This window comes from Bradyrhizobium sp., assembly GCF_030654605.1.
Taxonomy (GTDB): Bacteria; Pseudomonadota; Alphaproteobacteria; order Rhizobiales; family Xanthobacteraceae; genus Bradyrhizobium.
In genome coordinates, this window is sequence record NZ_JAURXB010000286.1 from 1 (window position 1) to 2,932 (window position 2,932).

General features: G+C 64.2%; 3 protein-coding genes. 1 reads left to right on the forward strand and 2 read right to left on the reverse strand.

Annotated elements, in window-relative coordinates; all coding sequences use genetic code 11:
• Positions 1-397: 397 nt before the first annotated feature.
• Complete coding sequence (locus tag Q7U29_RS26320; protein ID WP_304746349.1) at positions 398-682, reverse strand: hypothetical protein; 285 nt, start codon at positions 680-682, stop codon at positions 398-400.
• A 173-nt stretch (positions 683-855) separates the two neighbouring features.
• Here Q7U29_RS26320 and Q7U29_RS26325 point away from each other — a divergent pair, with 173 nt between their 5' ends.
• The gene (locus Q7U29_RS26325; RefSeq protein WP_304746351.1) at positions 856-1,152 is read left to right on the forward strand and encodes a DUF2061 domain-containing protein; all 297 of its coding nucleotides are present in this window, start codon (positions 856-858) and stop codon (positions 1,150-1,152) included.
• Positions 1,153-1,158: 6 nt separating this feature from the next.
• Here Q7U29_RS26325 and Q7U29_RS26330 read toward each other — a convergent pair whose 3' ends face one another.
• A complete protein-coding gene (locus tag Q7U29_RS26330; protein WP_304746353.1) occupies positions 1,159-2,391 on the reverse strand; it encodes a Zn-dependent hydrolase in 1,233 nt (410 codons plus the stop codon).
• Positions 2,392-2,932 lie beyond the last annotated feature (541 nt).

A 2,932-nucleotide genomic window follows, 5' to 3' on the forward strand; every position in this document is an offset into this window, starting at 1 on the left:
CGGCGATCACAAGCCACAGGATCAGGAGCGCCGGCGCGATCGCGGCGGTGCCGATGACGGTGGGGAGGGCTTGGAGCAGGAGCATTTATGAAGCGGGAGCCGGTGTGATGGGGATCAGCGGATGGAGCTTCTTCGTGATTCCGGAGGTTGTGAGACCCGAGCTCCAAGCTCCTTGTCACAATCGTGGCGGATTTGTCACTTGGCCGTGCCAAAATATGGCTGGGTTGTGGTGCGGTGTTGCGTCGCAGCGCCCCCACTAATTCGTCCGGGTGCCGAGTGCCGCAGCCACCCGAAAACAGCGGGTTGACCCGCTGTCTTCATGAAATCTAAGAGCCGCCGCGCGGCTCAATCGGTCGCCGTTTTTCACGGACTACGCCAGTTCCAAAGGTGGCGCCGCTCAGCAGCCGCGGCAGATGTTCTTCAGCCGCGCGTTCATCAGGGCGTCTTCGGCGCTGATCGTATCGACATATTTGCCGTCGTCGGTCTTCGACGCCGGAAGTTTGGCCGGGGTCGCGGCGAGGGGTCTTGCCACCGCCGGTTTGTCGGCGGCGGCGCGCGGGGCGGCCTTGTCGTAGCAGGCCAGCCGCACGGTGGCGTCGGCGATCCCTTTGCAATCGCCGCTCTGCGCGAGGGCTGTATGGGACAGCGCGCAAATCGCGGCGACGATGGCAATCAGCTTCATTTCAATACCTTTTTGGCCGGGGTGCCGGCCATGACTGCCGGCGCACCGCGGCCGGCCGCGATTATTCAGTCAAATCGGATCGTTTCGGATATGCCATAGCGCGTTGAAGACGCGCGTGAACGCGCTGATGGCAAGTGCACGTATTCGCGCGCGGTGTCCATTGGTGATTTTCCGTGCGCGAGAAGCCGGCGGGTGGACACCGCCGGCGTGATTGGGTCGGCATCGTCAAGCAGCGGGGCGCATTCGTGGTTCTATTCAGCGGAAAAGAGACCCATACGAGGTCGGTATTGAAGGCGGTCAGCTGGCGGATACTGGGAACGCTCGATACCTTTGTCATCAGCTGGTACCTGACCGGCAAGGTTGCGCTGGCGGGCTCGATTGCCGCCCTCGAATTCCTGACCAAGATCGCCTGGTACTACGCGCACGAGCGCGTCTGGGCGTCCATCGCATGGGGCCGCGGCTCGCACTGATCGGACTCATTCCGCCAGCAGGCGGCGGCAGGCGTCGGCGAAGACCTGGGCGCCGGTGACGATGTCGGCGTCCGCGGTGTTCTCGCTCCAGTGATGGCTGACGCCGCCGATCGAAGGCACGAACAGCATGCCCGCCGGCATGATGGTGGCGAGCACCTGGGCGTCGTGGCCGGCGCCGGAGGGCATGCGGATCGATCGGCCGCCGGCAAACTCGGCGCTGGCCGCTTCGATGGCCTGCTGGAAGCCTGCATCCATCAAAGCTGGGGCGCCGGTACGAATTCGCTCCACGGCGACCGTGCAGCGGCCTTGCGCGCCGGCCTCGGCGGCCATTTCGCGCAGCAGAGTCTCCAGGCGATCGATCACACCGGGGTCATCGTCGCGCATCTGGAACAGCATTTCCGCAGCCCCGGGAATGATGCTGGGCGCGCCGGGATCGAGCACGATGCGGCCGGTGGTCCATACCGTGCGCGGTCCGCATGACGCCGGGAACCGGTCGTCGATGCCGACGCAGAACCTCGCCAGCGCCAGGCCGGCATCCTTGCGAACGCTCATCCTCGTGGTGCCGGCGTGGTTCTGTTCGCCGGTAAAGGTGATCCGGTACTGCCAGATCCCGACGATTGAAGTGACGACGCCGATCGCGAGGCCGCCGCTTTCGAGCGTCTGGCCCTGTTCGATATGCGCCTCGAGATAACCGATGTGACGGCCGCGTTCCGCCGTGGCGCGGGGCCGGCCGGCAAGCCCGACTTCGCGCAGGGCATCCCGCATGGTCCGGCCGCTGTTGCGGTCGCGCGCGGCATCGATGTCAGCCTCGGTCAGGGCACCGACATAGGACCGGGAGCCGAGGAACGAGCCGAAATGTCCTTCCTCATCACACCAGGCCGCGACTTCGACTGATCCATTGATGCCCGGATCGGCATTGATGACGCGGGCGGCTTCGAGCGCGTAGACCACGCCGAGCGGCCCGTCGAGCCAGCCGGCGTAATTCTGGCTTTCGAGATGCGAGCCGGCCAGCAGCTTCGGACCGGATTTTGTGCTGCTGCCGAGCACGTTGCCGATGCCGTCGATTTCGCCAGCGAGTCCTGCCGCGGGCAATTGCTGCACGAGCCATTGCAGCGAGCGCATATGCGGCTCCGAGAATGTCGGCTTGTGCACCCCGGTCTTGTAGGCGCCGATGCCACGCAACGCATTGAGATCGGCAAGGACCCGGGCTCCGTCAACGTGCGCGCGATGGTCAGGCAATGGCTGGGCCTTCTTGTCCGGTGAGGTGCTGCAAGGAGCATCGCAAAATAGAGTGATACGCGCAAATTTTCGGATTCGTTTTGCAAACGGCGAGAGCACATGCGTTCGTATTGTCGCGGCGCGATGCACCCGAGCTTTGCCATCAACGTCACGCCCTCTCCAATTCAGAGGGCGCAGGGAAAGCCGGATGCACGCTGCACCCGCGGTCTCGTGTGCAATGGAAGTGGTAGAAGACGCACACGAGCATACAGGTCCAGCGGAAACATCCGACTTTCCCTGCGCGGCAGTTTACGGCTTATACATGCTCTCCTCGGTGAGCCCTGCGCTTTTGCCACCGTCGCCCGCGCCTTGACGCGAACTTGACACCAGCCCTTGGGGTGTCGGGACCACATGACTTCGCCGTCCGCTTCAGGCGCCCTCGTCAGCACGCCATCCACGTCCACCGCACCCCCGCCCCGCGCCGGTACGTTGCGCAACGCCCCCCTGAGTGGGACGGGATGGCCAATCATATAGCCTGATTTTCATTTCCGAAAAACAGAAA